The organism is Streptomyces sp. NPDC001927 (assembly GCF_053594455.1).
In genome coordinates this window covers 1-25,994 of record NZ_JBSFEN010000018.1, presented here as the reverse complement: position 1 = coordinate 25,994, position 25,994 = coordinate 1, and the positions used below count along the sequence as shown (strand labels likewise).

The following is a 25,994-nucleotide window of genomic DNA, read 5'->3' as shown; positions in this document are numbered from 1 at the left end:
GGCGACCTCATCGACGGGTCGCCCGGGCCGCGTTCCGTGTCGTTCACCTGTGGCCGGCTGCCGGCCCGAGGGCGCGTCGCCTCCGACGGCGGTGCTCAGCCGAAGATCTGGCTCTCGGTGGTGTAGAGGAAGCGGGTCTTGGAGCGGTCGATGAAGTTCTCCTCGTCCGCGGCGACCGCTGTGGTGTAGGTGTCGGAGGTGAACCAGCGGGCGGCGTCGGCGACGGTGTCGACCCATATCTCGGCGACACCGTCGTAGGTGGCGGTGCTGATGCCGGGGATCTCGTCGTCGGTGGGGAGAAGTTGGACGTAGCGGCGGACCGGGACCTCGCCGCCGGGCAGGCTCGTGATCAGTGCGGTGTGCTTCGGCCAGTAGTCCACGAACTCCTGATGGGTGAGGTCGGCCCGCCGGGTCAGGAAGATGCTGATCTTGATCACAGATGGCTCCTTGAAGTCGAGATTGACTTGCCTGGGCAACTCATACGGTAGGCGACGATGACTTGCCCAGGCAAGAGATGTCTCTTGCCTGGGCAAGTTAGGATGGGTCGCATGGACGCATCGTCACCGTGGCTCGACGCCGAGCAGCAGGAGCTTTGGCAGGACCTTCTCACCGTCGTGATCGCGCTGCCCGCGGCCCTGGACCGCCAGTTGCAGCGCGACGCGGGCATTTCGAACTTCGAGTACGGCGTGCTCGCCCGGCTGTCCATGGCGGATCAGGTCACCATGCGGTTCAGCGAGTTGGCTCGGGACTGCAACAGCGCTCTCCCGCGGCTGTCGAAGCTGATGGACCGCTTCGAGACGCGGGGGTGGATCGTACGTCGAGTCGACCCGAGCGATGGCCGCTACACCCTGGCCACGCTGACCGACAGCGGCCGGCAGAAGCTCGTCGACAGCGCGCCGGGACATGTCGCGCAAGTGCGCCGCCTCGTGTTCGACCCCCTGACCGCTGCCCAGCGCCGCCAACTCGGCGCGGCACTGGCCGACATCGCCGAGACCGTGCGGCGGGATGCCGCCGGTGGATGAGGGCGACGGCGTGGTAGTTGGTGACGTTCCCGCGCCGCGTGCCGATCGCCGCATTACTGCGTCGGCGGTACGAGTCGATGAGATCCGTCGCCTGTGAGCGGGCGCCGATGACGACCTGTTCCGATCTGAGAGCAGCGATCCGTTACACCGCCAGAGCCGGCAGTCGCCGTCCGAGGCCGGGGCCTCGTCCTGGCGGCTCGACGGCCGGCTGCCGGAACGAACCCCCTCCGGTCGGCGCAGGGTATCGGGCCGGAGGGCGTGGGGAGCTGATGCGGTGACGGTGCGGATCCCCTCCGGCCGCACGGAAGGGGGCGTCTCGGTGCGGCCATGGGGCTGATTGACGCAGCGCTAGCCGTACGCCGCTTTCATGGCGTTACATCCGCAATGTCCTATGCTGGCGATCATGTGTGCTGACATCAGCCCTTTCCGGATCCAGATCCCGCAGGCCGATCTCGATGACCTGCATGACCGTCTGGCGCGCACCCGGTCGCCGTACCCGGTTCCCGGCGCCGAATCGGAGTGGGATCACGGCATCCCGTCGGCCTACGTGCATGAGCTGGCCGACTATTGGGCGGACGGATTCGACTGGCGGACACACGAGGCGAGGCTGAACGCGTTCCCGCAGTTCCTGACCGAGATCGACGGGCAGACCATCCACTTCCTGCACATCCGTTCGCCGGAGCCGGACGCCACGCCCCTGCTGCTCAATCACAGCTACCCGACCTCGTTCGTCGAGTTCCTGGAAGCGAGCGGGCCGCTGACCGATCCGCGCGCGCATGGCGGGGACCCGGCCGACGCGTTTCATGTCGTCATCCCTTCGCTGCCCGGCTTCGCTTTCTCCAGCCCGCTCTCGGCGCGCGGCTGGAATCTGGAGCGCACCGCCATGGCCTACGGCGAGCTGATGACCCGTGTTGGCTATGAGCGCTTCGGCGTGGAAGGAGGGGACCTCGGGGCCGGCGTGACCGGCCGGTTGGCGATGCTGCTGCCCGACCGGGTGATCGGCGCGCACACCCATGGCGATCGGCTCCAGCTCGGCATGGTCGGTGAGGATCTCCCGGTGCCGGACGGCCTGAGCCCGCAGGAACACGCCGAGCTCGAAGCGGCGCAGCGCAGCTGGTCGCAGATGAAGGGCTACCGGGTGCTGCACTCGACCGCGCCCAACGCCCTTTCGGCGGGCCTTGCGGACTCGCCGATCCTGCAGTTGGCCTGGATCGCGGAGAAGTTCGTGCAGTGGGCCAACCCCGCCACACCGATCAGCCGCGAGAACGTGCTGATCACCGCGAGCCTCTATTGGTTCACCCGGACCGGACCTGCGGCGGGCGACTTCTACTGGGAACTGGCCCACGCCGACAACCCGGGCTGGGGCGGTCCTTCTGCCGTGCCCATGGCCTCCTCGCTGTTCTACAGCGACCCGCTGGTCCGCAAGGTCCTCGGCCCGGGCGACAGTGCCGTCTTCTTCCGGGAGCACGCCGAAGGCGGGCACTTCCCGGCATTCGAGGTGCCCGACCTGTTCGTCGACGACATCCGCGCCTTCTTCAGAACACTCCGCGCCTGACACGGCGCCGACTGAAGCAGCATCCACCATGGCCACGATCCGTCCGAAGGTCAGTGACCGGCAGCGCCGCGCCATGCTGGTCCGTCGCCACCTGCTCGCACCGTCCGCCCGAGCCACATCGGTGGAGCAGGTGACCGATGCCCTGGTGGCGCTGCATGCCACCGAACCGGCCACGGTGTTCCTCTCCGTGGCCGCGCGGATGACGGGAGCCACGCCGCAGGCGGTGGAGCGGGCGTTGTACGAGGACCGCAGCCTGGTCCGGATGCTGTGCATGCGCCGCACCGTGTTCGTGGTGCCGAAAGACCTGGCACCTGTGGTGGAGGCGTCCACCGCACGCACCGTCGCGGCACGCGAACGCGCCGCCCTGGCCAAGGTGCTGGCCCAACAGCTCGGGCACGACACGGCGTGGCTGGAAGCCGTCGAACGCGACGTCCTCACCGCCCTGGCCGACCTCGGTGAGGCCGACGCCACCCAGATCGCCGACGCGGTCCCGCAGCTCAAGGAGCGGATCACGCTCTCACCGGGCAAGCCGTACGAGACCCGCGCCCGGATCAGCAACAAGGTGCTCACCGTGATGGCGGCCGAAGGCCGCATCCGCCGCGGCCGCCCGCAGGGCACCTGGACCTCTGCCAAGTTCCGATGGACCCTGGCAGAACCCCACCACCACCTGCCCGTCGACCAAGCTCGAATCGATCTCGCCACCCGCTACCTGGCGGCGTTCGGCCCCGTCACCCTCGACGACATCAAGTGGTGGACCGGCTGGAACCTCACCGACACCCGCAACGCGTTGGCCGGCACCGACGCCATCGAAGTCGACCTCGGTCACACCACTGGCCACGTCCTGCCCGACGACCCCGTCCTCGACTTGCCCGACAGGGCTGGCACCGGACCGGTGGTATCTCTACTGCCCTCACTGGACCCCACCGCGATGGGCTGGCGCGACCGCGACTGGTACCTCGACCCCGCCCACGTACCGGAACTCTTCGACCGCAACGGCAACATCTGCCCGACCCTGTGGTGCGACGGCCGCATCGTTGGCGGCTGGGGCCAGGATGAGGACGGCCGTATCGTCACGGAACTCCTCCGCACCAAACCGGACCGTCATGTCCGCACAGCCATCACGGCCGAGGTCGATCGGCTCACCGAATTCCTCGGCGACGTCCGCATCCGCCCCCACCTGCGCACCCCGCTCGTCCGCCGCCTCGCGGCCGTCCCGCACGGGGCCTGAGCCAGGGCGACGCGTTGCTGAGGGCCGACGTACGAGCGAGCAGTGAATTGATGGCGGTTCGGGCAGAGAGGCACCGTTCCCCGTGTCGTACCGAACGGCGTCGTCGTGTACTGAACGGCGAGTCCGAGGCAGCTGGCCGCAAACCTCCCGTGTCACGCTCCGTTCCCGCCCTCCGTCCCGCGACGGGGCGCCGGCCCGGAGCACGTCCGCTCCGGGCCGGCGTCCCTTTCCGCGAACCTTCTGGAGAGCCCGTGACAACGAGCGACCGCATCGTCATCGACCCGTTCGGCGCCGACATTCCCGGCGAGGCCGCTCGGCTTCGGGCCCTCGGCCCCATCGTCCCCGTGGAGCTGCCCGGCGGTCTTCCCGCGTGGGCGCCCACGGGACACGACATTCTCAAGGAGCTGATCCTCGACCCGAACGTCAGCAGGGACGCCCGACTGCACTGGAACCTGTGGCCCAAGTTCCCGGACAACCCAGCCTGGGGCTGGATATACACGTGGTCCGCGGTCGACTCCATGCTCGCCACGTACGGCAGCCAACGCGCCCGGCTGCGCAGCCTGGTCGCCCCCAGCTTCACCAACCGGCGCACCGAGGCGCTGCGTTCCCGGGTCGAGGCGATCTCCGGCGCGCTGCTCGATCGGCTCGCGGCCCGCGAGGAGGAGGTGGTGGACCTGATCGAGGGGCTCGCGTATCCGCTGCCGCTGCGGGTGATCTGCGAATTGGTGGGCGTTCCGGACGAGTTGCTGGACGCGGTCCGCCGTCTCATGAACGCCGTCGTGGGCACGCCGGAGACACCGGAACACGGCGAGTTCATCCAGCGGCAGGTGCTCGAGGTTTCGACGGCCCTGATGGCCTACCGGCGGGAACACCCGGGCGAGGACCTGACGAGCGACCTGATCCGGGCCATGGAAGCCGAGGACGGCCCGACCGACGACGAGGTGAGTAAGACGCTGTTGCTCGTCATCGGCGCGGGATTCGAGACGACGGTGAACCTGATCGGCAACGCCGTCGTGGCCCTGCTGCGGGACCCCCGGCAACTCGCCGCGGTCCGCGCGGGCGAGGTCGGCTGGGACGACGTGATCGAGGAGACGCTGCGCGTTCACCCGCCCCTGGCCGCGGTGCCGCTGCGATTCGCGGTGAAGGATCTGGAGGTCGGCGGTGTCACCGTCCCGGCCGGCGACGCCATCATCACGACGTACGGCGCCGCCGGGTGGGACCCCGACCGCCACGGCCCGGACGCGCACGTGTTCGACGCGGCTCGCGAGGGCGAGGACCACATGGCGTTCGGGATCGGGGTCCACCGCTGCATCGGCGCTCCGCTGGCGCGGATGGAGGCCCGGACCGTGCTCCCCGCCCTGTTCGAGCGCTTCCCCGACATGACCCTCACGGCCGACCCGGACGAGCTGCGCCAGGTGGCCTCCTTCATCGCGTGCGGCTGGCGGGAGATACCGGTACGGCTCCACGGCCGCGGCTGAGCAGTCACGCGCGGCATGCCATCAGCACAGGAAAAAGGGACGCACTGGACCATGTCCGGGCGTACCTCGGCGCCCCGGAGGGCGACCCCATGGGCCTCACTCTGGTCGTCGAGGACCTCCTGCGGCTACTGGACTCCGGCCTCGACGGCGAGGAACTCAATCTGCTGTGGCGGGTCACAGATCCGCCGCGCGGCGGGTCGCCCGAAATCCAGGGCACCGAGCGTGCGTGGCTGGAAGGGCTGCTGGACGAGGTCGTCCCCCTGGCGCGAACGAGCGGTGCGCCAGAGGCGAACTGCACGTCGTACCCCGCATGCGGGGTGGGCGGGGCGAGCACGCCGGCGGTCGAGCATCGGCGGCTGGCGGCCGAGGTGGTGGAGCTGGTCGGGATGCTCGGCCAGAGGCAGGCCTGGAGCCGCGGGCCGTTGGAGCAGACGCGGGACGCACTGGCGTGCTGCGCCGAGACGGTGTGCTCGGAACTGGCGTTCCGATTCCTGCTGAGGGCCGCCAACCAGTTCTGCTCGCGCCTGTCTCCTCACACGTACAGTCGCCTCGAGCGGCTCGGGGCGGCGTTCGGGTTTGGTCCGCAAGTCGTCGACGAGGTCCGGGAGCAGCCCGGGCGGTACGGCACTCAGGTCGGGTTCGTCGTGGGCGACGGCGTACATGAGCGCGAGCGGCGAGTCACCGGCGTACGGCGTCCGCCCCGTGGTGGCGGTGACGAGGGTGACGCCGAGCGAGAACACGTCGCCCGCCGGCCCCGGCGTCGCGCCCCCGACCTGCTCGGGGGACATGAACGCGGGCGAGCCGATCAGCGCGCCCGTATGCGTCAGCTTCGTCTCGTGGTCGGCGGCGCGGGCGATGCCGAAGTCGACGACCCGGACGCCGTCCTCCGCGAGAAGGACGTTGGAGGGCTTCAGGTCCCGGTGCACCAGGTCCGCCCGGTGGATCTCCTCCAGAGCCCGGGCCAGGCCCACGGCGAGCCGGCGCATGGTCTCCTCGGGCAGCGGCCCGGTCGCCTCCAACGCCTCGCTCAACGAGGGCGCCGGCAGGAACAGGGAGGCGAGCCAGGGAGTCGGCGCGTCCGGGTCGGCGTCGATCACGGGGGCCGTGTACGCCCCGGACACCCGTCGCGACGCGTCCACCTCGCGACGGAAGCGCGAGCGGAAACCGGGGTCCTCGGCGAGATCGGCGTGCACCCGCTTGACGGCGACCAGGCGGCCGTCAGCCGCCACACTCAGGAGCACCTGGCCCATGCCACCTTGCCCGAGCTGCCCGACCGTCCGGAACGGCCCGACGTGCGACGGCCCGTCAACTCCCCACTCAAGCATGCTGATCAGCCCTCCCCCTGGACGTACGCCTGATCCTATCGACGCTCGTGGGAGGGCCGCCGGGCGGAGCGTCGTACCGTCAGTGCGGCCCGAGGTGTGAGGTGGCCGTGACGACGGTGTCGAACTGCAGGGTGGTGCGGGACTGCTGGTCGTACCGGTCCCAGTGAGGCATCGCCGGGTGGTTGGGGTCGCCGGTGCGGATGAACGAGATCCAGGCCTGGTGCATGGTCCTGGCCAGGCCGGCTCCGGTCCTGGTGTCCATCCCTTCCATGAACGGCGCGTGCGACCACGTGGCGAGGTTGTCGAAGACGAACGGCAGGTCGAGGCAGTGCGGGGCGCCCAGGCGGCCGTCGTGCGCGGGGGTGGGGAAGGCGAACTCGTACGTCCATACCGGGCGGCCCCGTGCCGCTCGCGCTTCCGCGAACGCCAGGGTGGGCTTCCTGAAGAGTTCGTCGGTGGTCAGGTCGATGAGGACGTCGATCGGTCGTGCGCCCGGGCGGGCTGCCTCGTACGCCGCGTACGCTTCGGCCGCGCCGTCGCCGAAGGTGTCCCGTGCGCGGCGGAGCACCTGCTCCTTGGTCGTCGACGAATACGGCTCGCCGAGCGCGAAGCTGAAGGCGGCCTCTTCCCTGGTCCAGCCGATGAGGACGTCGATGTCGGCGCCCGGGCCGTCGAGCAGGTTGTCGACCGGTTGCCGCGAGGCCGTCGACCCGTCGAGCACCGGCATGAACGGCGCGGTCCAGCGTCCCCATTCCGCGGTGGCCGCGAGGAGTCCGGCGGTGGCCTCGACCAGGCGCGGCCACGGCACCGTGCGCAGCTCGTCCACGTCCTTCGCGCCGACGATCTCCAGATACGCGGCGGTACGGGCCAGGGACTCGGCAGGCGTGGCGAGGGGCATCGCGAGCGGGACGCTCTGGAGGATGGCTCGCCGGAAGAGGCGGCCGTCGCCCGCATGGCCCGCGAGCGCGGCGGTGGAAACGGCGCCGGCGGACTGGCCCGCGACGGTGACGTTGTCGGGATCGCCTCCGAACGCGGCGATGTTCTCGTGGACCCAACGCAGTGCGGCCAGTTGGTCGGTCAGCCAGACGTTGTGGTGCGTCGAGCCGTCGTCCGATGAGGACGAGCAGGACAGGAGGCCGAGCGGTCCGAGCCGGTAGTTGAGGTTCACCACCACTACGTCGCCGTTCCGCGCGAAGGTCTCGCCGGAGTAGGTGGGCATCGTCCCGGACCCGGAGATGAAGGCGCCGCCGTGGATCCACACCAGGACGGGGCGGCGGGCGTCGTCGGTGCCGGGCGTCCACACGTTGAGCGTCAGACAGTCCTCGTCGAAGGGCGGGAAGCCGTGGCCGCCGAGTATCGGGTCGCCCACGCGGACGGCCTGCGGCGCACTCGGACCGTACGCGGTCGCGTCGAGTGTGCCGCTCCATCCCTTATGCGGCTGCGCGGGGCGCCACCGGAGGGGCCCGACGGGCGGCGCCGCGTACGGCACGCCCCTGAACACCGCCATGCCGTCCTCGACCGCGCCGCGGACCGGGCCCGAGCGCGTGTGCACGACGGGCGCGGTGCTGCCCTGAGTAAAACCCATGCGGTGCGTCCTTCCAGACCGGGGATCGAGAGCCTTGGACACCGCAAGTTATTGCGAAATTGTGGCGGACGTCAATATTGTTCGATCCATCATCAAGGGAGGCTCGCATGGCGACGTGGCGCATCGGTACGACGACGATCCACAAGGTGCTCGAGGCAGAGGTGCCTGTTCCGGTCGTAGGGGCCCTGCGTACGGATGACACCGCGCTCCTGAAGCGGTACGCGTGGCCCACTCCGGACTTCAGCAGGGCGGACGGCACGTTCCTGCTGTCGGTGCACGGGCTGGTCGTGGACACCGGTGCGCGCAGGATCCTCGTGGACACCTGCGTGGGCAACGCGCGGGCGTCCGTACCGTTCCTGAGCATGCTGGACACGGCGTGGCTCGAAGACCTCACCGCCCTCGGCTACCCTCCCGAGTCGATCGACACCGTGGTCTGCACCCACCTGCACTTCGACCACATCGGGTGGAACACGCGCCTGGTGGATGGCACATGGGTGCCGACCTTTCCCCGTGCACGTCACGTGGTCACACGCGTGGAATGGGACCACTGGGCGGACGAAGCGGACACCAACCTGCCCGACACGATGCAGCCGTTGATCGACGACGGTCTCGTCGACTTCGTCGGAACCGATCACCGGGTGTGCGACGGTGTACGGCTGGAAGCGGCCCCCGGGCACACCCCGGGCCAGGTCGCCGTCGTGGTCGAATCCGGCGGAGAACGTGCCGTGATCACCGGTGACCTCGTGCATCACCCCGTGCAGTTCATCGAACCGGATGTGGCCGGCGCCGCCGACGCCGACGCGGCCCAGGCCGCCGCCACCCGGAGGGCGTTCGTCGAGCGGTACGCCGACACGGGAACGCTCGTGATCGGCACGCACTTCCCCGCCCCCACGGCCGGACTGCTCCGGCGCGGCGGTGACGGGAGCGTGCGGTTCGTCGCCGACGGCTCGCGCTGAACCGTGGACTTCCGGCAGCTGACGTACTTCCTCGCCATCGTGGACCACGGCGGCTTCACCCGCGCGGCCGCGGCGCTCTACGTGTCGCAGCCGTCCCTGTCCCAGGCCATTCAGGCCCTGGAACGGGACGTGGGCGGCCGCTTGTTCCATCGGATCGGCAGGAGAGTGGTCCTGACCGAGGCCGGTACGGCACTGGTTCCACGGGCGCGGGAGGCGTTGCACGCCCTGGAACTCGCCAGAGCCAGTGTCGGCGCCGTCCGTGAACTGCGCGGTGGGCGGCTGGAGATCGCCGCGATGGCCTCTCCGACCATCCAGCCCCTCAGCGCCATGGTCCGGCGTTTCACCGAGCGCTTTCCAGCGGTGTCGCTCAGTCTGCGCGTAGCCCTCACGAGCGAGGACGTGGTCGAGAGGGTACGCGGCGGAGGCTGCGAACTCGGACTGTTGACGACCTCGTCGCCGCTGCCGAGTCGGGACGTCGTCGCGCACCCTGTCGGACACGACCGGCTCGTCCTGGTCACCCCGATGGACGGCCCTTTCCCGGCCGGTCAGGCCGTGCGACGCGAACAGCTCGCAGGGCACCGGCTGATCGTCGGGCAGCGGGGGACCGGGATCCGTGCCTATGTCGACGACCTGCAGGCACACGGCATCGACGTGCGCATCGCGGTGGAGACCGAACACCGCATGGCCTTCCTGCCTTTGGTGCTCGGCGGTGTCGGACTCGCGGTGGTGACGGAATCCTGGGCCGACCTGTCCGAGCGGGCCGGAGCCCTCGTCCTCGACCTGGAACCGGCCTGTGTCCAGCACAACGTCCTCGTGAGTCGCAAGGACCAACTGACGCCCGCTGCCCGTGCCTTCCTGGAGATCGCCGTCCCACCGGCCTGCTCATAGGAGATGCCTATGAGACAGATCGGGGATACGTGTTGGACCCTGGTTGCGGACGGTTGTTGGAATGCTTGCCATGACGAACCACAGCATCGCCCTCATTCCCGGTGACGGCATCGGCACCGAAGTCCTCCCGGCGGCACGCGAGGTCCTCGACACCGTCGGGAAGCGTCACGGCATCACGTTCACGTACGAGCCCTTCGACTGGTCCTGCGAGCGCTACCTCCGCCACGGGGCGATGATGCCCGAGGACGGCCTGGAGCAGCTCCGCCGGCATGACGCGATCCTTCTCGGCGCCGTCGGCTACCCGGGCGTGCCGGACCACGTCTCCCTGTGGGGGCTGCTCATCCCGATCCGCCGGGCCTTCAGTCAGTACGTCAATCTCCGCCCCATCCGCGTCTTCGACGGCCTGCCCAGCCCCGTACGCGCGGCCCTTCCCGGCGAGGTGGACTTCGTGGTCGTCCGGGAGAACACCGAAGGCGAGTACAGCGAGATCGGCGGCCGGATGAACCGCGGGTTCCCCGATGAACTGGCCGTACAGCAAGCCGTGTTCACCCGGACCGGAGTGACCAGGGTCGTCGACTTCGCGTTCCGCCTCGCCGAACGGCGCGGCGGCCCCCTCACCTCGGCGACGAAGTCCAACGGCATCGTGCACACCATGCCGTTCTGGGACGAGTTGGTGGCCGAGCGTGCCGCCGAACACCCCGCGGTCGAATGGCACCAGGAGCACATCGACGCGCTGGCCGCCAAGTTCGTCCTCGACCCCGCACGCTTCGACGTCGTCGTCGCGTCCAACCTCTTCGGCGACATCCTCAGCGACCTGGCGGCGGCTGTGGCCGGCGGCATCGGCATCGCACCGTCCGCCAACATCAACCCGGAGGGCACGTACCCCTCCATGTTCGAACCGGTCCACGGATCGGCCCCCGACATCGCCGGGCAGGGGATCGCCAATCCGATCGGCGCGATCTGGTCCGCCGCCATGATGCTCGACCACCTCGGCCACCCCGGGGCCGCGGCCGACGTCACCGGCGCCATCGCCCGCGTCCTGGCCACCACCCCGGTACGCACCCGCGACCTCGGCGGCTCCGCCTCCACCGCCGAGTTCACGTCCGCCATCCTTCAGCACCTCTGATGGGGGGCGTCGGGGGCCGGTGACCTCAGGAGCGGCATCCCCCCTCGCATCACCAACCGTTCATCGAGTTCCACCAGCCCCACCGCTGCGCTGCCGGGCCGCTGTCGGCGGCTGCCCGTTCCTCCTGTCGCCTCTCCGGTACGCCCATCACCGTGTGGGGCGCAGGCGCTGCGGTGACGGCCATCAGGTCGGGCAGGGGCGGGGGGAACGCCACCGGCAGCGCGTCCGGGGTGCCGCGCCAGAGGGTCGGCTGCCAGCGCAGATCGGAGTCGGGTACGCCGGCGCGGACCGGGCTCAGCCGACTCAGCAGCACGTCCACGGCCGTCTCGACGATCGACCGGGCCACGTCCTTGGCGGGGCAACCGTGAGAACCGGTGCCCCAGGCCAGGTGGGCGCGGGTTCCGGCGTCGTGCGAGCTGTGGACCAGGAGATCGGCGTGGGCGGCCGCCAGGCAGGGAATGAGCAGGTCCCCGGCGCGCACCCGGTAGCCCGCGAAGTCGATGTCGCCGCGCGCCCAGCGGCCGGCGATGTTGGGGACCGGCGAGCCGTCCCACAGTGCGCGATCGGCGACGTCCGTGACGGTCAGCCGACCCGTGGCCATCGCCGAACCGAGGCGGGCGTCGCCCAGCAGCAGGCGCATCGTCCCACTGATCCAGCCGACGGTGCTCTCCCCTCCCGAGCGGAGGATCGACGCCAGGTTGTGGGCCACCTCGTCCTCCGTGAGGTGCGTGGCATGAGCCAGCAGCCATGAAGTGAGATCCGGGCCGGGCGCCTCACGCTTCTCGGCGACCAGACGGTGCAGCGTCCGCATCAGCTCGGCCTCGGCGCGGTCCGCGTCGTGGGCACCGCCGGTGATCGAACCGAGCAGGGCGGCGAGCGTCCGCTCCCCGGGCGCCGGAAGTCCGATCAGCACCCTGAAGGCGTACCACACCAGGGGGCGGGCGTACTGGGTGATGAGATCCGCGTGGCCGTGCATGCCCCAGCCGTCCAGCAGCGCCTCGGCCTGCTGCCGGACGGCGCCGCGCAGCCGGCGCAGGTCGATGCCGTTCAAGGTCTCCGTCACGACCCGGCGCTGCCGGCCGTGCGCCTCGTCGTCGAGGCGGTTCAGGGCCGGACGCCAGCCCAGAACCGCCAGCAGCGGGGAATCCTCGGGCAGGGAACCCTCGGCGATCGCGCTCCAGCGCCGTGCGTCGCTGGAGAAGGCCTGCTCGTTCCAGACGAGCTCAAGCACCTCCTGGTAACCCATCACCAGCCAGGCCCCGACCCCCGGGCCGATCTCCACGGGGGCGATCGCACCCCAGCGCCGGCGCAGGGCCTCATAGACGCGGCGCGGATCCTGGGCAAGCAGGTCGCCGTGCAGAGGAACCAGACCATGGTGTTCCGGGACCGGGGATTCATTCGGCGATTCGTACGGCGGTACGTGCGGGGATGCGTGCGGCGATTCGTACGGTGACTGATCGCGCTGATCCATCAGGGTCCTTTCAGGCGTCGTTACGGGCTATAACACGTGTAACCTTGCCGGGGAAGCGGTCGGTCGACCGGAAAGGCGAGCGAAGAAGGACGACATGGCGAGAGAAACGCCCGGTGCCGCCTCGGTCACGAGCACCGACGTGGCGCGCCTGGCGGGGGTGTCCCGCGCCACCGTCTCCTTCGTGCTGAACAACACCCAGGGCCACCGGGTCGGCGACGGCACCCGAGCCCGGGTCCTGGCCGCGGCCGACACCCTCGGTTACGTGCCGCACGCCGCTGCCCGCTCCCTGCGTGCCGGGCGGAGCAACCTCGTCCTGCTGCCCGCATCCGTCTCCGCGATCGGCAGCCTGGTCAGCAGCTGGGTGGACGAGCTGCAGAGCGAGCTCGACCGCCACGGCTACACGACCGTGCTGCACACGGGCCGATTCCCCGACGCGGCGAGCGCCGCCCGCTCGTGGGCGGAGCTGAGGCCCGCGGCGGTGTTGGCCATGAACGGTGACCGGCTCACCGGGGAGGCCGGGGACATCCTGCGTCGCGCCGGTGTGCGCGGGCTGCTCGCCGTCGCCGCCCGTCCGGTGGAAGGGGTCCACACCGTCGTGTTCGACCACGGGCGCATCGGTGAGGCCGCCGTGGAGCACCTCATCGCCCGCGGGCGCGGCAGGATCGGTGTGGTCATGCCGCAGGAGCGTGGCCTCGACGCCTTCGGCCGACCGCGGCTGGCCGGCGCTCAGAGGGCCGCCGCCCGGCACATCGCCACCGTCACCCCGGTGGAACTCGCCTACACGCGCGAGTCCGCCACGGCCCTGGCCGCGCGCTGGCCGGACCTGGGTCTGGACGCGGTCTTCGCCTTCAACGACGAGTACGCCGCTCTCCTCATGCACGCACTGCGGAGCGCCGGCATCGCCGTCCCGGAGGAGGTCGCCGTCGTGGGCTGTGACGACCTCGTACCCTCCGCCCTCCAGCGGCCGCCGCTCACCACGGTCCGCCTGCACCTGCCCGCCGCGGCGGCCATCGCCGACACCCTTCACGCGCTGATCGAGCAGGGTGCCGCGCCCGCGGTGTCCGAGGTCGAGGCCGAGTTGGTGCACCGGCTGAGCTCCTGAAGGGGCCTCAGTCCCGGGAGACGGCGCCCTCATGGGCCAGCCCCCGCCTGAAGAGCCACCAGAGCAGCAAGCCGGCGCCGGCGCCGACCGAGGCGCCCGCCACGGTGTCGCTGAGCCAGTGGGCGTGCAGCCAGGTACGGCTCCACATCATCGCCAGGGTGAACAGCGCGCCCGCGATCCACCATGCGCGCCGCCGCGCCACCGGTACGAGAAGGGCGCCCACGATCACCACGAGGAGCGCCGCCCCGGCGGCGTGACCGGACGGGAACGAGCCGTGGTCCACGCGGACCAGGGGGTTCGCCGGACGGGGCCGGTCCACCAGGTGCTTGAGGACCTGGACGACGGCCATGCTCCCCACCAGGTAGCTGGTGAGCAGATAGGTCATGGACCACCAGCGCTTCCGCACGATCAAGAAGATCAGCAGTCCGACGGGAACGACCACCCCCAAAGGCCCTCCGAACCAGTTCAGCGCGGCCGCCAGGACGGCCTGGAGACCGCCGTGGGGGCCTGACATCCAGGTCAGCCACTGCTGGTCCAGCCCCTGGAAGGGCGGACGCTCGGGATGCCGCATGACGGCGACCCCCAGCAGTGCGGTGACGAGAAGGAAGAAGATCCCCAGGTGAAGTGCGCCGGCCGGTGGGGGAGCCGGGACGGTTCTGCGGTGCCGGGTGGCGGCCGGGGGAGCAACGGAAACAGCGGACATGGAAGCCTCTCGCGACCGGGGCGGTACCCGCGACTCCGTATCGGGTGTCACACGAGGGAAGAGCGCCGGGAAGGGTGCCTGGCATGTTACACGTGTAACAGCTCCCTTTCGGTCCGGGTGCCCGACATCCTCGCGTCGGCGGATGTCGACGTAACACGCTGTTACCGAAATTCGAGTATTGCGAATCATTGACGGTCGGAAGATTAGCGAGATACTTTCCCCACTCTCCCTGCTGCCCCGAGATTGAGGTGCCGCCCCATGGAGCTCTCCCCGTCTTCCCACGTCGACACGTTCTGTCGCGATCGACTCCCGCCCGCTTCCCTCTGGCCCGAACTGCACTTCGACCTACCGGAGTTGCGCTACCCGGACCGGCTCAACTGCGCCGAGCGACTCCTTGACGAAGCCGTCCGGCGCTGGGGCGCCGACCGGCCCTGTCTGTTGAGTCCCACGGAGCGGTGGACGTACGGCGACCTGCTGGAACGGGCCAACCAGGTCGCCCAGGTGCTCACCGAGGACTTCGGCCTCGTTCCCGGCAACCGGGTTCTGCTGCGCGGCCCCAACAACCCCTGGCTGGTGGCCACTTGGCTCGGAGTCCTCAAGGCCGGCGGGGTCGCCGTCACCACCATGCCGCTGCTGCGCGCCGGCGAGCTCGCGGAGCTCTGCGAGATCAGCCGGCCGACCGTGGCCGTGTGCGACCACCGCTACCTCGAGGAGCTCGCGGCCATCGGCCCGTCCGGGCCGGCCGTGCTGGCGTACGGCGGCCCCGGCGAGGAAGACCTGGTCGCGCGCTGTACGACGAAGGACGGGCGGTTCTCCCATGTGGCCACCGCGGCGGACGACGTGGCCCTGATCGCCTTCACCTCGGGAACGACCGGGCGGCCGAAGGCGACCCTGCACTTCCACCGCGACGTCCTGGCCAACGCGGACACCTTCTCCCGCCATGTCCTACGGCCCCACCGGGACGACGTCTTCACCGGAACCCCGCCCCTGGCCTTCACGTTCGGCCTCGGGGGGCTGGTGGTCTTCCCGCTCTCCGTGGGTGCGTCCACGCTGCTGATCGAGCAAGCCGCTCCCCAGCAGCTGGCCGACCTCGTGGCGGAACACGGAGTCACCGTGCTCTTCACCGCGCCCACCGCGTACCGGGCCATCATGGCGGCGGACGCGGTGGGCCGGTTGGCAGGGCTGCGCCGCTGTGTGTCGGCGGGGGAGGCGCTGCCCGCGGCCGTGTGGGAGGAGTTCCACGCCGCCACCGGGCTGCGCATCATCGACGGCATCGGCGCCACCGAGATGCTCCACGTGTTCATCTCGGCCTCCGACGACGAGATACGCCCCGGCTCGACGGGCAGACCCGTCCCCGGATATCGGGCCCGCGTCGTCGACGAGGCGGGTGAGCCCGTCCCGGACGGGCAGCCCGGCCTGCTCGCCGTCACCGGACCCACGGGCTGCCGGTACATGGAGGACCCGCGCCAGAGCGTGTACGTCAGGAACGGCTGGAACGTCACCGGCGACACCTACATCCGCGACGCCGACGGCTACTTCTGGTACGTGGCCCGCAGCGACGACATGATCGTCTCCTCCGGCTACAACATCGCGGGCCCCGAGGTCGAGAAGGCGCTCGCCACCCATCCGTACGTCGAGGAGTGCGGTGTCGTCGGAGCCCCGGACGACAAGCGAGGGATGCTCGTCAAGGCGTACGTGATCCTCCGGCCCGGTGTCGCACCCGACGGGGCGACGGTCAAGGAACTCCAGGACCACGTGAAGCGAACCGTCGCGCCGTACAAGTACCCGCGCGCCGTCGAGTTCGTCACCGAACTCCCGCGGACGAGCAACGGAAAGCTCCAGCGCGCCGAGCTGCGCAAGCGCGCCCACGACGCCGCCCATCAACCCACCCTGCACGCAGCCGAGCAGACCGCCCTGCACACAGCCCAGCCGACCGCCCCTCACACCGCCTAGCGGCCGAACGAAAGGCACGATCATGGACAACTCCAGCCCGCCGCAGGCGGATTCCCCGGTGACCGGCAGCTGCGCCGCGGGATGCCCCGAGGCCCTCGCGCAGAACCTGCCCAGCGTCGTCATCGAGCGGCGCGTCGAATGGCCCGACACGGATGCGGCCGGCCACTACCACCACTCCACGGTGGTGCGCTGGGTCGAGGCGGCGGAGGCCGTCCTGCTGCGGCGACTCGGCCTGGCCCATCTCTTCGGCAGCACGCCCCGCGTCCACTTCGAGGCCGACTACCGGGCCCGGCTCTGGTTCGGCGAGACCGTCCGTACCGAACTGAGGGTCACCAAGGTCGGAACCAGCTCCGTGCACTACGCCTTCACCGTCCGCGGTGAGGGGGAGGAGCCGGCCGCGACCGGGCGTATGGTCATCGCCCACTCCGCTTCACGGGCCACCGGGTCCACGGCCTGGCCCGACGATGTGCGGGAGGTCCTCACGAAGGCCGGTCCGCAGGCCCCCGAGCTCTTCGCGTGACGCGGGGCGACGAGTCGAACGTACCCCGCAGGATGTGTCGACTTCTTGACGCTCGCCAAATCAACGACATATTCTGCTGTTCGGAACCACTAGGAGGAACACCGTGCGTGTAGCAGTCATCGGAGGAGGGCCCGGCGGGTTGTACTTCGCGGCGCTGGCCCAGCAGCTCTCACCGGAGTGGGAGATCACGGTCTGGGAGCGCAACGCCCGCGACGACGCGTTCGGCTTCGGCGTCGTGTTCTCCGACGAGACGCTCGACGGCATCGCGCAGGCCGATCCCGCCGTGTTCGCGGCGATGTCCGCGGAGTTCGCCCGGTGGAGCGACATCGATGTCCGCTACGGCGGCGAGGTCCACGTCTCCGGTGGCCACGGCTTCGCCGCGCTCGACCGCAACCGGCTGCGGGAGATCCTGCAGAAGCGCTGCGCCGAGCTCGGGGTGGAGGTGCGCTACGGCACCGAGGCGCCGCCCGTCGAGGAACTCTCCGCCGGCTACGACCTGGTGGTCGCCGCGGACGGAATCCGCTCCACGGCCCGCGCGACGTACGCCGACAGCTTCCGCCCGGAGCTGGACGAGCGCCACTGCCGCTACATGTGGCTGTCCACCGACCGCGTCTTCGAGGCCTTCACCTTCATCGTTGAGAAGGGGGAGTTCGGCAGCATCCAGGTCCACGCCTATCCCTACGACGACAAGCGCAGCACGTTCATCGTGGAGATCGCGGAGGACGACTGGCGGCGTGCGGGGTTCGAAGCGCTCGCCGAGCGGGAGTTCGCGCGGGGCGAGAGCGACGAGGCGAGCGTACGGCGGTGCGAGGAGATCCTGGCCGACCACCTCGACGGCCACCGCCTGATACCCAACGCCTCGAAGTGGATACGTTTCACCACCGTACGCAACGCCTCCTGGCGCCACGGCAACGTGGTCCTGCTCGGCGACGCGGCCCACACCGCCCACTTCTCCATCGGCTCCGGCACCAAGCTCGCCATGGAGGACGCCCTCGCCCTGGCCGCCTGCCTGCACGAACACCCGGACGTGGCCTCGGCGCTCGCCGCCTACGAGGCCGAGCGACGGCCGGTGGTCGAATCCACCCAGCGAGCCGCCCAGGCCAGCCTCGAATGGTTCGAGAACGTCGGCCGCTACACGGCCCAGGAGCCCCCGCAGTTCGCGTTCAACCTCCTCACCCGCAGCCGCCGCGTCACCTACGACAACCTGCGCGTACGCGACGAGGAGTTCACCACCGCGGTCGACTCCTGGCACGCCGACGGCAGCGCCCTGACGGCCACCCGGCCCGGCACCGCCACCGGCACCGCCGCCACCGTGCCGCCGATGTTCCGTCCCTTCCGGCTCGGCGGGCTGCTCCTGCGCAACCGGGTCGTCGTGCCGCCCACCGCGCTGTACACCGCACGCGACGGAGTCCCCGGCGACTTCGACCTCGTCCACCTGAGCACCCAGGCGCTGGGCGGCTCCGGCCTGGTCCTCGCCGGCATGACCGCGGTCAGCGCGGACGGCCGGGCCTCCACGGGCTGCCCCGGCCTGTACACGGACGAGCAGGAGGCCGCCTGGCGGCGCATCACCGCCTTCGTGCACGGCCAGTCGGACACCTGCCTAGGCATCCAGCTCACACACGCCGGCCGCCGCGCCGCCACGAGCGTGCCCCGCGCGGACGGCAGGTCCGCCCCGCTCGGAGCCGCGGGGTGGCCGCTCGTCGCCGCCTCCCCGCTGGCCTGGACCGACGGCGCCGTCGTCCCCCGGGAAGCGACGCGGCAGGACATGGACGCCATCGCAGGCGACTTCGTCGCCGCCGCCGAACGCGCCCACCGCGCCGGCTTCGACGTGCTGGAACTCCAGTACGGGCACGGCCACTTGATGTCCGGGTTCCTCTCGCCGCTCACCAACGTGCGGTCGGACGGGTACGGCGGCAGCCTCGCCGGCCGCCTGCGCTTCCCCCTGGAGGTGCTGCGCGCGGTGCGCGCCGTCTGGCCCGAGGGCAAGGCCCTCGTGGTCCGGATGTCCGCCGCGGACTGGGCCGACGGGGGCACCAGCGAGGCCGATGCCGTGGAGATCGCCCGCGCTCTCGGCGAGGCGGGCGCGGACGCGATCGACGTGTCCACCGGCGAGGTCGTCGCCCACGAGCGGCCCCGGTTCGGGCGCAGTTACCAGACCCCGTACGCCGACCTGATCCGCAACGCCACGGACATCCCCACCATCGCCGTCGGCGCGATCTCCACCTACGACGACGTCAACTCGATCATCCTGGCCGGCCGGGCCGACCTGTGCGCCGTCGGCCGCGCTCAGATCCACGACCCGCTGTGGACCCTGCACGCCGCCGCCGCCCAGGGCTACCACGGCCCGGCGGCACCCTGGCCCGCCTCCTGGCGGGCGGGCAGCGGACGCCCCCCGGGTGCGCGCACCGACCGCGTTCCGCCCCGCCTCGAGCTGCTCCGCGTGGCCTCCGCCCCGGTGCACCAGCGCTGGGTCCCGCGTCTCCCCGCCGCCGCGACCGCCACCCCCGACATCGCCGCCGCTGCCGTATCCGCCTGCTGACCTGGAGAACCGATGGACAATCTGCCACGCTTCACCGCCGCGGCCGTACAAGCGGCTCCCGTGTACCTGGACCCCGCGGCGACCGTCGACAAGGCGATCGCCCTCATCGCGGAGGCGGCCGCCGCGGGCGCCGAACTGGTCGTCTTCCCCGAGGTGTTCGTCCCCGGCTATCCGTACTGGAACTGGACGATGAACCCGGTCCAGGGATCGCCCTGGTTCGAGCGCCTCTACCGCTCGGCCGTCGACGTACCCGGTCCGTACGTCGATCAACTGCGCGCCGCCGCACGCCAGTACGGGATCGTCCTCGTCATCGGCGTCAACGAACGCGGGCCGCACAGCCTCGGCGTCCTCTACAACACCCTGCTCACCATCGGCCCGGACGGCGAACTCCTCGGGGTCCACCGCAAGCTGGTGCCGACCTGGGCCGAGAAGCTCACCTGGACCGGCGGGGACGGCAGTTCGCTCAAGGTGCACCAGACGCCCATCGGCCCGCTCGGCGCCCTCGCCTGCGGCGAGAACACCAACACCCTCGCCCGCTTCACGCTCCTCGCCCAGGGCGAACTGGTTCACGCCTCCTGCTACATCGCCCTGCCGGTGGCACCCGCCGACTACGACATGGCCGAAGCCATCGCCGTCCGCACCGCCGCCCACAGCTTCGAGGGCAAGGTCTTCTCCGTCGTGGCCTGTTCGACGATCTCCCCGGAGATCGTCGACGCCCTCGCCGGCGACGACGAGGAGCTGCGCAAGCAGTTCACCCGCCCGCGCAGCGCCCTGTCCGGGATCTTCGGTCCCGACGGCCGCCCGGTCACCGAGCCGCTCGTCGACGACGAGGGAATCGTCTACGCCGAGATCGACCTGTCCCGGTGCATCCAGCCCAAGCAGATGCACGACATCGTCGGCCACTACAACCGGTTCGACGTCTTCCAGCTCCACGTCGACAACCGCCCCCGCACCCCGGTGACCTTCGCGACGGATCCGGCGCACACCGGGGTACCGCAATCCACTTCCACGGACGTCACCGGCATCACCGGCATGACGAAGGAGGACGCATGACCACCGAGTACGACGACAGCCAGTTGGGCCGAGCGCGGGTGTCCGACTCCCCTGAACTCACCGCGTTCTACGGCGAACTCGCCCAACTCGAGGCCGGCGCGCTCTGGACCGTGGCCAACGACATCGAGCCGTGGTACCCGCAGCCGAAGTCCGTCCCCGTCCTGTGGCGCTACAGCGAACTGCGGCCCCTGGTCCGCAAGGCCCTCGACCTGGTCAAGGCCGACGACGCCGGCCGCCGCGTCGTGATGCTCGTCAACCCGGGCCGCAAGGACGTCAGCGCCGCAGTCGGTCTCCTCTACACCGGGCTCCAGATCATGGGCCCCGGCGAGGCCATGACCGCCCACCGCCACCAGGCCGCCGCCCTGCGCTTCGTCCACGAGGGCACCGGCGCCTGGACGATCGTGGACGGCCAGAAGCTGAAGGTCGGACCCGGCGACTTCGCCATCACCCCGAACGGCACCTGGCACGAGCATGGGAACGAGTCGGACGACGCCCCGGTCATCTGGCAGGACGGACTCGACATCCCGCTGGTCAACGCCCTCGACGCCGGCTTCTACGAGGTCCACCCCGAGCTGTACCAGACCCCCGGAAAGATCATCAACTCCTCCGTGCTGACCTACAGCGCGAACCTCCTGCCCTACGGCGTGGAGAAGTGGACCCGCCCCTACTCACCGCTGCTCGCCTTCCCCTGGGAACCCACCTACGAGGCCCTCCTTGGCCTCGCCAAGGCCGGCGAGGGATCCCCGTACGACGGTGTGATCGCGGAGTACACCAACCCGGTCACCGGCGGTTCCGTCATGCCCACCATGGGCGCCCACATGCAGCTCCTGCGCCCCGGCCAGGCCACGCGGGCGCACCGCCACACCGGGTCGGTGATCTACACCGCCGCCAAGGGGCGCGGTGTCTCGGTGATCGCCGGTCAGCGCCTCGAGTGGCAGCAGGGCGACATGTTCTGCGTCCCGTCCTGGGCCTGGCACGAGCACGCGAACCTCGACCAGTCCGAGGACGCCTGCCTCTTCTCCTTCAACGACTTCCCCGTCATGCGCTCGCTCGGCTTCCACCGCGAAGAGGCGTACACCGACAACGGCGGGCACCAGCCCACCACCTGAACCGCTCCGCCGTACCGGAGGCCGCCGGCCCTGACACCGGCACCGGTACGGCGGAGCACCCAGCCGGGCGCGGTTTCCTCCCCCGCTCCGCCCCGGACCGAGGGCGGCGGTGGAGCGACCTGAGTTCCACCGCCGCCCCACCCCTCAGCAACCCATCACACGCAAGGAGCACCCGATGCGACTGGTCACCTACAGCCTCCCCGAGACCCCCGAGCGCCTGGGAGCGCAGGTCGACGACCTCGTCGTCGACCTCGCCACCCTGGCCACCCAGGCCGACGTCCAACTGCCTCTGGATCTGCTGTCGTTCATCCAGGCGGGCGCGACCGCCCAGGACACCGCGCGTGGCCTGCTGGCCGGCGGTCCCGCGGCCTGGCCGGCCGAGGCCGTGCACCGACTCGACGAGGTGTCGCTGCGGGCCCCGCTGCGCCCCGGCAAGATCATCGGTGTCGGACTGAACTACGTCGAGCACGTCGAGGAGTCCAGCCGCAGCCTGGACACCGACAAGGAGCGCCCCTCGCGCCCCGTGCTCTTCAGCAAGCCCGCCACGGCCGTCACCGGCCCCGGCCAGCCGATCCTGCACAACGCGGACCTCACCAATCAGCTGGACTGGGAGTGCGAACTGGCCGTCGTCATCGGCCGCACCGCCTTCCGGGTGAGCGAGGAGGAGGCGTACGACCACATCTTCGGCTACAGCATCGTCAACGACATCAGCGCCCGCGACCAGCGCCGCTCCGGCCAGTGGTTCTTCTCCAAGGGCCAGGACTCTTACGCCCCCTTCGGCCCCGCCGTCGTCACCGCCGACGAGATCGCGGACCCCATGGCTCTGGACCTCTCCCTGCGCGTCAACGGTGTCATCAAGCAGAAGTCCAACACCCGCCACATGCTCTTCCCCATCGCCCGCCTCATCGCCGACATCTCCTCCGGCGTGACCCTCGAACCCGGTGACGTCATCGCCACCGGATCGCCCGCCGGTGTCGGAGCGGGCATGGTCCCGCCGGAGTTCCTGCACCCCGGCGACACCGTCGAGGCCACCGTCGAAGGCATCGGCACCCTGACCAACCCCGTCGTCGACGCCCGCTGAGGAGCGACCGTGACCGACCGCAACCCCCGCACCTACCGCATCGGCCAGATCGTGCCGAGCTCCAACGTCACCATGGAGACCGAGGTCCCCGCGATCCTGCGCGCCCGGGAGACCGTCGCGCCGGAACGCTTCACCTTCCACTCCAGCCGGATGCGGATGACCCACGTCACCCCGGAACAGCTCAAGGCCATGGACGCCGACTCGGACCGCTGCGCCGTCGAACTCTCCGACGCGCACGTGGACGTCCTCGGCTACGCCTGCCTGGTCGCCATCATGAGCATGGGGCTCGGCTACCACCGCACCTCCGAGGAGCGGCTGCACCTGCGTACCGTGGAGAACGCCGCGCCGGCCCCCGTCGTCACCAGCGCCGGCGCCCTCGTCCACGGCCTCAACACCCTCGGGGCGAAGAAGATCGCCCTGATCGCCCCGTACATGCGCCCGCTGACGAAGACCGTCGTCGACTACCTCACCCACGAGGGCATCGAGGTGCTCGACTACCGGGCCCTGGAGATCCCCAACAACCTCGACGTCGCCGCGCACGACCCCGCACGCCTTCCCGGGCTCGCCAAGGCCCTGGACCACAGCGACGCCGACGCCGTCGTGCTCTCCGCCTGCGTCCAGATGCCGTCCCTGGGTGCGATCGACGAAGCCGAACAGCTCCTCGGCAAGCCTGTCGTCTCGGCGGCCGTGTGCACGGCCCACCAGATGCTGCGCGCCCTGGACCTTCCGGCGACGGCCCCCGGAGCGGGCCACCTCCTGTCCGGCGCCTACGCGGAATGAAGAGGGCGCGCCGCCCCCGTCGTCGCACACCCGGCCGTGACCTGAACCTGGACGGTGCCCCGTCCTCCCGGCTCGGTAGGATCGCGACCGCGTACGACGGAAGGCGATCATGGCGGACACTCCCCTCAGGCCCAGCTCGTTGATCAACACGGTCTACGGGGCGTTCCTGCGACGCCTCGGAGGCTGGATCTCCGTCGCCGACCTGATCACCCTGATGTCGGAGCTGGACGTCGACGGCCCGGCGGCGCGCTCGGCGATCTCCCGGCTCAAGAAGAAGGGCGTACTCGAACCGGAGCGCCGCGGCGCCACCGGCTACCGGCTGAGCCCCGCCGCGCGCCCCGTCTTCGACGAGGGCGACCGGCGCATCTTCGGCAGCCTGGAACCGGCGAAGCTCAGCGACGGCTGGGCGATGGCCGTCTTCTCCGTACCGGAGTCCGAGCGCTCGTACCGCTACCAGCTGCGCACCCGGCTGACCTGGCTCGGCTTCGGCAACATCGCCCCCGGCGTGTGGCTGGCCCCCGGCCGGCTCCTCGGCGACGCGCGCGAGATGCTCGTCCGGCGCGGGCTCAGCGAGTACGTCCACCTGTTCGCCGCTGACTACGCCGCCTTCAGCGACCTGCCCGGGACGGTCAGCTCGTGGTGGGACTTCCCGGCGATCCAGGAGCAGTACGCCACGTTCACCGACGCGTACGGCCCCGTCGCCGCCGGCCTCGCGCGGCAGCGCGACATCGACGGCGCCGAGGCCTTCCGCCACTACGTCCCGATGCTCACCCAGTGGCGCCGCCTGCCCTACCTCGACCCCGGCCTGCCGAGCGAGCTGCTCCCCGCCGACTGGAACGCGGTCGTCGCGCGCCAGATCTTCCAGGAACTGCACGACGTCCTCGCCCCACCGAGCCTGCTGCACGTACAGCAGGTCACCGGCCTGGCGGATCCGTCGTAGAACCACACCTTGCCCGGCAGGGGGTGGCTTCCTTCAGGTCGCGAACCTGAGGACCGCGTCGAGCAGGCAACTCCCGCCGAACATCAGGTCGGAGATCCGGGCATGCTCGTCGGGGGCGTGGATGAGCCGCATGATGTCCGCGTCGCTCGCGGAGGGAAAGAAGCCGACGACCTTCGTCTCGGGGAAGGCACGGGCGTCCGTGGCCGCCGGATTGATGTACGGCAGGACACGCGCGCCCGGTTCGTGGGCGGCGACCGTGTCGCCCAGCACCCGCAGGATCTCCGGGTCGTCGTGGCCGGCGTGGCTCACCCTGCCGTGCAGCAGCGACACCTCGACCTGGTCTCCCGCCGCCTTCTGGACCTCCTCCACCCACCGCTCGGGCAGCTCGCCCGGCAGCAGGCGGCCGTCAAGGATCACGCTCGCCTCGACGGGCACCACGTTCTGCCGGTGCCCCGCGGCCAGCATGGTGGGAGTGGCGGTGTTGTGCAGCCCGGTGACAACGAACTCCCGTAGGACGGGGTGGATGGGCAGGGCGTGCGCACCCGCCCAGGTCGGCTCCTTCAGCAGCCGCCCGATCGCCTCCGCGCCCGCGCCCGGATGCAGGTCGGCCAAGGTACGCAGCATGCGCCGCGACGCCGGATGCAGTACGGACTCCGGGGCGAAAGCGCGCAGCCTCAGCAGGGCCTCGGCCAGGGTGAAGACCGCGGACTCCGCGCGCGGGACGGACGCGTGACCACCGGGCCCACGCGCGGTGACCCGCATCCGGGCGCTGCCCTTCTCGGCCACCTGCACGGTGTACACCGGGCCGCCGGGCGTCATGAATCGCTGTCCGCCGCCTTCGTTGAACGCCAACTCCGCCTCGACGAGGCCGCGGTGGTGCTCCCAGAGCCAGTACGCCCCCAGTCGGCTGCCGGCCTCCTCGTCGGCGGTGACCACCATCAGCACATCGCGGGTCAGCCGGAACCGGTGCGCGGCGAGGAGTTGCATCACCAGCAGGCTCGCGGCGACCTGGCCCTTCATGTCGAGCGCCCCGCGGCCCCACACGCGGCCGTCGGCCACCTCGCCCGAGAAGGGCGGACGACTCCACCCCTCGGGCGGCCCCGCACCGACCACGTCGGCGTGGCTCAGCAGCATGAGCGGCGGCTTCTGCCCCGAACCGGGCAGCCGCGCGACGAGGTTGGCCCGACCGGGCTCGGCCTCCAGGACGGTGTGGGTGATGCCGGCGCGAGACAGCTGATGGGAGAGGTAGCGGGCGACGGCGATCTCGTTGCCCGGCGGGTTCGAGGTGTCCAGGCGGATCAGCGCCGCGAGGTGGCTGACGAGGTGGTGTTCCTGGTCGGCCCAGGAGAAGGGCAGGGGCATCGGCACCGGCACTGGCACCGGAATCGGCACCGGCGGCATCGGCTCGGGTGAGGTGGACATCTACGCTCCTGAGTTCCCTGGAACCACTTGCGGGCACGGTCGATCGCCCCGTCCGGGAGCGGCAGCCGCTCCCGGACGGGGCTGCGGGGCGCTCATGCCCGGTACGGACAGGTCCGCGCCCCGCAGCCCCTGCCGAAGCCCACGCGAACGGCGACGGT

The 25,994-nt window shown here is 70.7% G+C and carries 22 protein-coding genes; 16 read left to right on the top strand and 6 right to left on the bottom strand.

Translation table 11 applies throughout. The annotated features are described in order from the left end of the window. Window positions 1-95 precede the first annotated feature (95 nt). On the bottom strand, window positions 96-437 hold the full coding sequence (locus ACWCO8_RS36010; RefSeq protein WP_451035736.1) for an EthD domain-containing protein: 342 nt from the start codon (window positions 435-437) through the stop codon (window positions 96-98). A 111-nt stretch (window positions 438-548) separates the two neighbouring features. Between ACWCO8_RS36010 and ACWCO8_RS36005 the strand changes: the two genes are divergently transcribed. From ACWCO8_RS36005 to ACWCO8_RS35990, 4 genes are all read left to right on the top strand, one after another. Continuing rightward, complete coding sequence (locus ACWCO8_RS36005) at window positions 549-1,022, top strand: MarR family winged helix-turn-helix transcriptional regulator (RefSeq protein WP_451035735.1); 474 nt, start codon at window positions 549-551, stop codon at window positions 1,020-1,022. A gap of 403 nt (window positions 1,023-1,425) precedes the next feature. Then, window positions 1,426-2,577, top strand: a complete 1,152-nt coding sequence (locus ACWCO8_RS36000) for an epoxide hydrolase family protein (protein ID WP_451035734.1) — start codon at window positions 1,426-1,428, stop codon at window positions 2,575-2,577. A 28-nt stretch (window positions 2,578-2,605) separates the two neighbouring features. After that, window positions 2,606-3,805 carry a winged helix DNA-binding domain-containing protein gene (locus tag ACWCO8_RS35995; protein WP_451035733.1) on the top strand — a complete coding sequence of 400 codons (1,200 nt, stop codon included), beginning with the start codon at window positions 2,606-2,608 and terminating at the stop codon, window positions 3,803-3,805. Between the two features lie 251 nt (window positions 3,806-4,056). Then, a complete protein-coding gene (locus ACWCO8_RS35990) occupies window positions 4,057-5,283 on the top strand; it encodes a cytochrome P450 family protein (protein ID WP_451035732.1) in 1,227 nt (408 codons plus the stop codon). 125 nt (window positions 5,284-5,408) lie between these two features. Here the strand turns inward: ACWCO8_RS35990 and ACWCO8_RS35985 are convergent, their stop codons facing one another. Both ACWCO8_RS35985 and ACWCO8_RS35980 read right to left on the bottom strand, forming a co-directional pair. Beyond that, window positions 5,409-6,608, bottom strand: a complete 1,200-nt coding sequence (locus ACWCO8_RS35985) for a serine/threonine-protein kinase (RefSeq protein ID WP_451035731.1) — start codon at window positions 6,606-6,608, stop codon at window positions 5,409-5,411. A 79-nt stretch (window positions 6,609-6,687) separates the two neighbouring features. After that, window positions 6,688-8,193, bottom strand: coding sequence for a carboxylesterase/lipase family protein (locus tag ACWCO8_RS35980; RefSeq protein ID WP_451035730.1), 1,506 nt, complete (start codon window positions 8,191-8,193; stop codon window positions 6,688-6,690). Between the two features lie 107 nt (window positions 8,194-8,300). Here ACWCO8_RS35980 and ACWCO8_RS35975 point away from each other — a divergent pair, with 107 nt between their 5' ends. The 3 genes from ACWCO8_RS35975 to ACWCO8_RS35965 all read left to right on the top strand — a co-directional run bounded on the left by ACWCO8_RS35975 (window position 8,301) and on the right by ACWCO8_RS35965 (window position 11,163). Continuing rightward, the gene (locus tag ACWCO8_RS35975; protein ID WP_451035729.1) at window positions 8,301-9,149 is read left to right on the top strand and encodes an MBL fold metallo-hydrolase; all 849 of its coding nucleotides are present in this window, start codon (window positions 8,301-8,303) and stop codon (window positions 9,147-9,149) included. 3 nt (window positions 9,150-9,152) lie between these two features. Continuing rightward, on the top strand, window positions 9,153-10,037 hold the full coding sequence (locus tag ACWCO8_RS35970) for a LysR family transcriptional regulator (RefSeq protein WP_451035728.1): 885 nt from the start codon (window positions 9,153-9,155) through the stop codon (window positions 10,035-10,037). A 70-nt stretch (window positions 10,038-10,107) separates the two neighbouring features. Further along, window positions 10,108-11,163 carry a tartrate dehydrogenase gene (locus tag ACWCO8_RS35965; RefSeq protein WP_451035727.1) on the top strand — a complete coding sequence of 352 codons (1,056 nt, stop codon included), beginning with the start codon at window positions 10,108-10,110 and terminating at the stop codon, window positions 11,161-11,163. A gap of 49 nt (window positions 11,164-11,212) precedes the next feature. On the opposite strand, the gene ACWCO8_RS35960 is transcribed toward ACWCO8_RS35965, so the two are convergent. Beyond that, window positions 11,213-12,634 carry a cytochrome P450 gene (locus ACWCO8_RS35960; RefSeq protein WP_451035726.1) on the bottom strand — a complete coding sequence of 474 codons (1,422 nt, stop codon included), beginning with the start codon at window positions 12,632-12,634 and terminating at the stop codon, window positions 11,213-11,215. 94 nt (window positions 12,635-12,728) lie between these two features. Between ACWCO8_RS35960 and ACWCO8_RS35955 the strand changes: the two genes are divergently transcribed. Continuing rightward, window positions 12,729-13,736, top strand: a complete 1,008-nt coding sequence (locus ACWCO8_RS35955; RefSeq protein WP_451035725.1) for a LacI family DNA-binding transcriptional regulator — start codon at window positions 12,729-12,731, stop codon at window positions 13,734-13,736. 7 nt (window positions 13,737-13,743) lie between these two features. Here ACWCO8_RS35955 and ACWCO8_RS35950 read toward each other — a convergent pair whose 3' ends face one another. Then, a complete protein-coding gene (locus ACWCO8_RS35950) occupies window positions 13,744-14,439 on the bottom strand; it encodes a phosphatase PAP2 family protein (protein ID WP_451035724.1) in 696 nt (231 codons plus the stop codon). A gap of 258 nt (window positions 14,440-14,697) precedes the next feature. On the opposite strand from ACWCO8_RS35950, the gene ACWCO8_RS35945 reads away from it, so the two are divergent. The 8 genes from ACWCO8_RS35945 (at window position 14,698) to ACWCO8_RS35910 (ending at window position 24,414) form a co-directional block, all read left to right on the top strand. Further along, window positions 14,698-16,392: an AMP-binding protein gene (locus tag ACWCO8_RS35945; RefSeq protein WP_451035723.1), complete on the top strand. Its 1,695-nt coding sequence runs from the start codon at window positions 14,698-14,700 to the stop codon at window positions 16,390-16,392. A 22-nt stretch (window positions 16,393-16,414) separates the two neighbouring features. Further along, the gene (locus ACWCO8_RS35940) at window positions 16,415-16,912 is read left to right on the top strand and encodes an acyl-CoA thioesterase (protein WP_451035722.1); all 498 of its coding nucleotides are present in this window, start codon (window positions 16,415-16,417) and stop codon (window positions 16,910-16,912) included. A gap of 103 nt (window positions 16,913-17,015) precedes the next feature. Next, a complete protein-coding gene (locus ACWCO8_RS35935) occupies window positions 17,016-19,451 on the top strand; it encodes a bifunctional salicylyl-CoA 5-hydroxylase/oxidoreductase (RefSeq protein ID WP_451035721.1) in 2,436 nt (811 codons plus the stop codon). Between the two features lie 12 nt (window positions 19,452-19,463). Then, window positions 19,464-20,504: a carbon-nitrogen hydrolase family protein gene (locus ACWCO8_RS35930; RefSeq protein WP_451035720.1), complete on the top strand. Its 1,041-nt coding sequence runs from the start codon at window positions 19,464-19,466 to the stop codon at window positions 20,502-20,504. Further along, window positions 20,501-21,613, top strand: a complete 1,113-nt coding sequence (locus ACWCO8_RS35925) for a cupin domain-containing protein (protein ID WP_451035719.1) — start codon at window positions 20,501-20,503, stop codon at window positions 21,611-21,613. Before ACWCO8_RS35930 ends, ACWCO8_RS35925 begins: the two co-directional genes overlap by 4 nt. Before the next feature lie 175 nt (window positions 21,614-21,788). Further along, window positions 21,789-22,694, top strand: coding sequence for a fumarylacetoacetate hydrolase family protein (locus tag ACWCO8_RS35920; RefSeq protein WP_451035718.1), 906 nt, complete (start codon window positions 21,789-21,791; stop codon window positions 22,692-22,694). Between the two features lie 72 nt (window positions 22,695-22,766). Next, the gene (locus tag ACWCO8_RS35915; protein WP_451035793.1) at window positions 22,767-23,474 is read left to right on the top strand and encodes a maleate cis-trans isomerase family protein; all 708 of its coding nucleotides are present in this window, start codon (window positions 22,767-22,769) and stop codon (window positions 23,472-23,474) included. A gap of 109 nt (window positions 23,475-23,583) precedes the next feature. Beyond that, window positions 23,584-24,414, top strand: coding sequence for a PaaX family transcriptional regulator (locus tag ACWCO8_RS35910; RefSeq protein ID WP_362017253.1), 831 nt, complete (start codon window positions 23,584-23,586; stop codon window positions 24,412-24,414). Window positions 24,415-24,447: 33 nt separating this feature from the next. On the opposite strand, the gene ACWCO8_RS35905 is transcribed toward ACWCO8_RS35910, so the two are convergent. After that, window positions 24,448-25,836: a M20/M25/M40 family metallo-hydrolase gene (locus ACWCO8_RS35905; protein WP_451035717.1), complete on the bottom strand. Its 1,389-nt coding sequence runs from the start codon at window positions 25,834-25,836 to the stop codon at window positions 24,448-24,450. Between the last annotated feature and the right edge of the window lie 158 nt (window positions 25,837-25,994).